Source organism: Leptospira chreensis, assembly GCF_016919165.1.
Lineage (GTDB): Bacteria > Spirochaetota > Leptospiria > Leptospirales > Leptospiraceae > Leptospira_A > Leptospira_A chreensis.
Genome location: NZ_JAFFPS010000062.1, coordinates 1 through 5858, shown reverse-complemented (window position 1 = coordinate 5858; position 5858 = coordinate 1). Strand labels below are relative to the sequence as shown.

Genomic DNA, 5858 nt, shown 5'->3' with positions numbered 1-5858 from the left:
AGTTTGCGGATGCAAACGAGTGACAGAAGGGAAATGTGGCGCAGCCCAAGCGAGGCCTCGTGCCGAAGCGCAGCGTTAAGGCGCTGTTATGCGAAGTTGCTTATTTTTTGAAATTATTTTTGATAATATAATTTTCAAATTTTTCTTTATCTGTTGCTTTTAGAGCTAAATTTATTTCACCTTTTTCAATAAAATTTGAAACGAAGTTAGCTGAATTAAAATTTGTTTCGGAGCCGATTATCCGCGTCATAGGTGGAAGTATATTAAACGTGGCATCGTCATTTATAAAGGGAATAAACAGTTGAAAGTAGAATCTATGATGTTTAATAAATATGAAATATTTTGGTAAATTTAATTTGGAAGTATTTTTATATATGGCTATACTATCTTCTGTCGAATTTTCATTGTATATTCCATATAAGAAAAAATGATTTAAATGTCTTAATTTGTTTTGATAATTAAAATCAAGTGCAATTAGATTTAGAGATTTTGAAACTTCTTTTCTTTGTATCCTATTAAAAACTGATAATCCCATTTTTAATAAACAGCAATATATATCTAGTATACTTATCGCTGGTCTTTTGATGGTAATGTGGGCTATTCTGTTTTTTTGATCAATGCTTTTGATAAAATTTGGATGAATTATCACATCCCCATTTTTATTGTAATAAAAGTTTTCCTGCTGTTTAAATTTGTGATTTTGAAACAAAAAACTTTTTATTGGATCAAAGAAAAGAGAAAACTTCGTTTCTAATTTATTTGCAAACAATTTATTACATTCATCACACTCATCATAATTGTATAGATTTGAGTTGAAATAGCTAGAGACTGCGTGTGCATTTTGTTTGAATAGGCTTGGATTTGATATTCTGTTGTTTTTTTGGCAGTAAAAGCATTTAGTAAATGTTTTCCAAAGTGTTCGTTTTTCGTTTAGATTGAAATATGTTATTTTATTGTAATGAGAGTAATAGCTGGGTGGGCTAATTTCTTCAATTTTAATCATATTTTTAAGCAATTTCGCATAACGAACTAGTGGAGACGACGTTTCCCGACCCTGAGTCCCGAACGGGACGTTAGGGACTGGGACGGAGTTTGCGGATGCAAACGAGTGACAGAAGGGAAATGTGGCGCAGCCCAAGCGAGGCCTCGTGCCGAAGCGCAGCGTTTCCATGCTGTTATACGACGTAGCCTATTGTTAGATATTAAGTTTAGCTAGAGATTCTAATATTTTCTTAATCTCTTCTAACTTGTATTGTCCTTCGGCGACTCCAATTACGAAGTTATATAAGATTTCATTTGGATCAAGTATTTCATATCCGTTAATATCGAGAAAGACTAATGAAGAAGCCAATGCAACTCGTTTATTTCCATCCAAAAAAGGATGATTTTTGCATAAGTAATATAAATAGGCAGCTGCTTTATCGAATAGAGAAGGGTGTAAACTGATACCATCAAAAGTGGCCATTGGTTGGTTAATGGCCGATTCTAGAAGTCCGTGATCACGAATGACATTTGCTCCGCCATAGAGTTCGATTTGATTTTTGTGTATAAGAATTACATCCTCAATGGAGAGGAATATAGTTTCATCCAGCATTATTGCGCAAGTTTTTTGAGTGTTTTGCCGTGAGCTTTATTAATTTTTTCAAGAGATTTTGTAATAGTCTTTTCTATTGGTTTGATAATCAAAGATTTGCCATCAGTAGTAACTTCGAGAGTCGAGTTTTGATCAATTTTTAAAAGTTCAAGAATCGGTTTCTCAATAACTAAAGCGGAGCTGTTCCCGTGTTGTACTAATTTTTTTAACATATTTAGCCTGTAATAACAATGTTGTAACATTGTGTAATCAATTTCAATCAGAAATTTCTGAATTTTTTCTGGAAAGTTAAAGGAAATTGTAACTTGAATATGGGTTGATTACGCAATTATTGTTTTTTCCCCTTCCTATTTCGCAAATTCTAGTGTTAAAGCTTATTTTTTAGGCTATGTCGTATAACGAACTAGCCTTAACGACGTAGGCTGACCCTGAGTCCCGGAAACGGGACGTTAGGGACTGGAACGACACTTGCGCAGGCAAGGGGAGTGCCAGAAGCCTATGTGTCGCAGACCGAGCGAGGCCTCGTGCCGAAGCGAAGCGTTAAGGAGCTGTTATGCGAAGTATTTGCGTTTATGTATCATATTGAATATAGTGATTTATTTTGTCAGCTATTGAGTGTGTGATTGGTTGTAATATTCCTTCCTTAATGTTGATTCGAAATAGTCTTTTGAAATTAATAGCCCTTTGTCTTCCATGTTCCATGACTGACGTTATACTATTAAGGAAAAAATAAAATTCAGGTGGGGTCTTCTTGTTTAAAAATAATTCGTTTAAAGCAGTTAACTCTATCGGATCGCTATAATAATCAAAGAATGGTTTTACATAAGAATTTAGTCTTTCTTTTGCATCCTCGCTATTTGCAAATGTATTAAATTCGGGTTCCGAGGTCCCATTTTTCACATTCTCTAGGTTTTGAATTTTCCAAAAATCATCATGGTCTATTATATTTTTTAATGATATTACAATTAATCCTTTTGTCGCTTCTGATTTTTCTATTTGATCAATTGATTTTTCAATATGTTGAAATATTCCCTTCGGATTAGGTGAATGTAAAACTTTACAGGCTATTCCAATAGATTGACCTTCATAATCAAAAATAATATCTGGATTATCTCCCTTTGAAATGTTCGGATTGTCTAGTTTGACTTTCTGAGAAATTCTCATACAAGCTAATGAGAGATATAATTCAAAAACTTTATTCGAATTAGAATCAAGAACAGAAGACTTATCATTCTGCTGAAATTTGGATTCTGCAAGTAGATTTATGTGTGGTATTATTTCTGTATAACAAGGATGGTTGGAAATTTTTTTTATTTTTTCCACGATATCGTGAAATCCAAGAATATCTCGATAGGTTTGGCGAAAGTCCCATTTCTGTTCTACTGGAATTGAGCCTTTGTCTTGTTCGAATAATTTTGTAGATGCGAGAATTATCGCTTCAATTGAAGAATTATTTTGAATAGTGAAATTTAAGTTTTTAAGATATTGTTCTGATTCATATAAGTCTTTTTCTAATTTTTTAAAGTCCATTTTTTATCCTTTTTGCAAATATTTCGCATAACGAACTAGTGGAGACGACGTTTCCCGACCCTGAGTCCCAACGGGACGTTAGGGACTGGCACGGAGTTTGCGGATGCAAACGAGTGACAGAAGGGAAATGTGGCGCAGCCCAAGCGAGGCCTCGTGCCGAAGCGAAGCGTTTCCACGCTGTTATGCGCTGGATGAAAGGTATAAATCGATTTAATATTCTATTGAGTGTTCGTCGAAACTACCAAATTTATCCGCATCAATGTTTAAAAAACCTTCTTTATTTTTTAATTTTTCATTATTAATCAGTTTAGTTTTTATAGTTACCGTTGTTTTTTGATTTTCATCCAAAGTAATGAATCCATTTAAATCAAATATTGCGGGATAAACTTTGAAACTTTTTAGAATTCCAGTTTTGTATTTCTTTATACATTCATTTTTTTCTTTTTTTGTATTAGTGTGATAATATGATCCGCCACAGTGATTTTTTTCTTCGCTTGGTCCTTCAGTCATTTTCGCAGAAAGGATGATTCGATCGTTACCTTTAGTCCATTTGCCTTTGATTGATCTACCCCATCCTTTACAATCGCCAGTAAATTTATAAGTAAATGTACCGTTTTCATTAAATTTAAAATGTTCGCAATCAACTCCCCAATTTAGCGTACCTTGTTTAAAATATTTTGGAAATTCATCTAAAGGATATTTAGTTGGTGAATCTGAGCTTTGAGCATTTAGGCTAAGATTTATCAGAAGTAGACATATTATTGTTTTTTTCATATTTTATTTTCTTTGAATATATTTTTTCATCTTGCGCATAACGAACTAGCCTTAACGACGTAGGCTGACCCTGAGTCCCAACGGGACGTTAGGGACTGGAACGACACTTGCGAAGGCAAGGGGAGTGCCAGAAGCCTATGTGTCGCAGACCGAGCGAGGCCTTGTGCCGAAGCGAAGCGTTAAGGCGCTGTTATGCGCTGAAGCTGCTCTGTTAGAATGAAATTCCTGCTGATATATCAACGTATGCTTCGGTATTTTTTCTTGAAAATCCAAATAATTCTTTTTTCTTCGAATCAAATATTGAATTAAAGATTAAGTTAGAGGCAATATTCTGATAATCTGAATTTGAGGCTAGGTAGTTGTAGGAATCTGCTTTTAACTGGTTGTCGAATATGAACATAGGACCACCTACGATAGAAAAAAATACACCATTGTCGAGTATCATTTTTAACCCTAAACCAGGTGAAAAATAAGCGGTTGAGTTTCTTTTTATGTTAACATTTATTTCAGAGAAATTATTACTATTAGTAGGAATTATATATGCTGAATAAGTTTGAGATACTTCTGGTAGAGAACCTAACGTAGCATTAAAGTAAAAAGGAGAATCAAAGATATAGTAATTATAGAATATTTTTACTGAATTTTGATTAAATGAGAATTTTTCATTGATGATGAAAATATAATTTGGTGCAGGAAGGTAATTTCTTTTATCCTCTGAGGAGTATTTTGAAAATATTAAATTTGCTCCAATTTCATGTTTACTATTGAATGCGTAAGAAATACCAAGAAATTGCATATAATAATAGTAAGAGATGCTATTTAATCCAGTATAAACTGAAATTGGTTTTTGAGTTCTTAATTGAATTTGTTTCTCAAAGAATGATTGAGAATAAAGACTATTAGCGATAAACAGTATTGTAAAAAAGTAGAATTTCTTCATTTCGTCCTGATTTTTATTTTAAATTTGATTTCAGCTTTTGCGCATAACGAACAAGCTAACCGACGTAGGCTGGCCCTGAGTCCCGAACGGGACGTTAGGGACTGGAACGACACTTGCGTAGGCAAGGGGAGTGCCAGAAGCCTATGTGTCGCAGACCGAGCGAGGGCGCAAGTCCTGAAGCGAAGTGGTTAGCGTCAGTTATATGCAGTTGCGTTTTTCATTAGTAACTTTTATAATTGAATTCTCTGAAGCTTTGAGTAAACGGTTTCCATTTGAATCTTCTATGGTTACTCTTGGGAATTTTTCGCCTGTTGGTTCTTGACCTATTAAATATTTTGAGCTATATATAGCAGTACCTAAAGTTCTACTTAAGCTTTCAATTTTGTCAATTAATAGGTCGAGATTAAATTTCTCTATTTCAAAAGTAAATGTGTTGCTGACTTGAAAATTTTTGTCAAGTCCATATCTTAAGAGATTATAATCAAGTTTGAAAAAGTTCTCGATGTCGGTAATTCTAATTAATTCAGGTTTAATTTTTACCTGCATTGATAATTTAGTGAATACTATTTTTTCGGGTAGATTATTCCATAGAATTTGTAATGAATGTCCATCTGAAATAATTATTTCTTCCTTTTCTTGATGAAAGTTTTCAATTATTATAGAGGCTTTTAATAATTTCTCAAAACTTTCGAATATTAATCTAAAAATTAAAAGATCTTTTGTTCCAATAAGAGGGAAGTTGATTCGATCGATAATGTCGAATGTGAAATTCTCGCCTTCAATATTTTCTCCAAAAACTGGAAAAGCTATGCCATTCTTCAATTGATTTACATTATTTAAAATCCGAATATTGGAGATATCAATTTGACAGAACCATAAGTAGTGAATTGCAATTTCTAATTTGTTGTTTAGTTTTAATTTCATAAGATTTACGCAATTGCATATAACGAAGTAGGCTTCCCGAAGTTTCCCGCCCTGAGCCTCGTAGAGGCGTTAGGAGTAGCGGGAAATTTGCCGTAG

General features: G+C 33.6%; 7 protein-coding genes. All 7 read right to left on the bottom strand.

The genetic code is table 11. The annotated features are described in order from the left end of the window. Window positions 1-100: 100 nt before the first annotated feature. A complete protein-coding gene (locus JWG41_RS16445; RefSeq protein WP_205270911.1) occupies window positions 101-1003 on the bottom strand; it encodes a hypothetical protein in 903 nt (300 codons plus the stop codon). A gap of 192 nt (window positions 1004-1195) precedes the next feature. Further along, window positions 1196-1594 (bottom strand): type II toxin-antitoxin system death-on-curing family toxin, encoded by a 399-nt coding sequence (locus JWG41_RS16440; protein WP_205270910.1) that lies wholly within the window; start codon window positions 1592-1594, stop codon window positions 1196-1198. Further along, a complete protein-coding gene (locus JWG41_RS16435) occupies window positions 1594-1806 on the bottom strand; it encodes an AbrB/MazE/SpoVT family DNA-binding domain-containing protein (RefSeq protein WP_135631244.1) in 213 nt (70 codons plus the stop codon). The genes JWG41_RS16440 and JWG41_RS16435 overlap by 1 nt, the downstream gene beginning before the upstream one ends. Window positions 1807-2164: 358 nt before the next feature. Next, on the bottom strand, window positions 2165-3124 hold the full coding sequence (locus tag JWG41_RS16430) for a hypothetical protein (protein WP_205270909.1): 960 nt from the start codon (window positions 3122-3124) through the stop codon (window positions 2165-2167). A gap of 210 nt (window positions 3125-3334) precedes the next feature. After that, window positions 3335-3898: a hypothetical protein gene (locus tag JWG41_RS16425; RefSeq protein WP_205270908.1), complete on the bottom strand. Its 564-nt coding sequence runs from the start codon at window positions 3896-3898 to the stop codon at window positions 3335-3337. A 211-nt stretch (window positions 3899-4109) separates the two neighbouring features. Further along, on the bottom strand, window positions 4110-4838 hold the full coding sequence (locus JWG41_RS16420; protein WP_205270907.1) for a hypothetical protein: 729 nt from the start codon (window positions 4836-4838) through the stop codon (window positions 4110-4112). A 198-nt stretch (window positions 4839-5036) separates the two neighbouring features. Beyond that, window positions 5037-5762, bottom strand: coding sequence for a hypothetical protein (locus JWG41_RS16415; RefSeq protein ID WP_205270906.1), 726 nt, complete (start codon window positions 5760-5762; stop codon window positions 5037-5039). Window positions 5763-5858 lie beyond the last annotated feature (96 nt).

Bases quoted from the DNA above. Each gene is read 5' to 3' on its own strand.
- JWG41_RS16415 (WP_205270906.1), bottom strand. From the start codon at position 5,762: ATGAAATTAAAACTAAACAACAAATTAGAAATTGCAATTCACTACTTA.
- JWG41_RS16420 (WP_205270907.1), bottom strand. From the start codon at position 4,838: ATGAAGAAATTCTACTTTTTTACAATACTGTTTATCGCTAATAGTCTT.
- JWG41_RS16430 (WP_205270909.1), bottom strand. From the start codon at position 3,124: ATGGACTTTAAAAAATTAGAAAAAGACTTATATGAATCAGAACAATAT.
- JWG41_RS16425 (WP_205270908.1), bottom strand. From the start codon at position 3,898: ATGAAAAAAACAATAATATGTCTACTTCTGATAAATCTTAGCCTAAAT.
- JWG41_RS16440 (WP_205270910.1), bottom strand. From the start codon at position 1,594: ATGCTGGATGAAACTATATTCCTCTCCATTGAGGATGTAATTCTTATA.
- JWG41_RS16435 (WP_135631244.1), bottom strand. From the start codon at position 1,806: ATGTTAAAAAAATTAGTACAACACGGGAACAGCTCCGCTTTAGTTATT.
- JWG41_RS16445 (WP_205270911.1), bottom strand. From the start codon at position 1,003: ATGATTAAAATTGAAGAAATTAGCCCACCCAGCTATTACTCTCATTAC.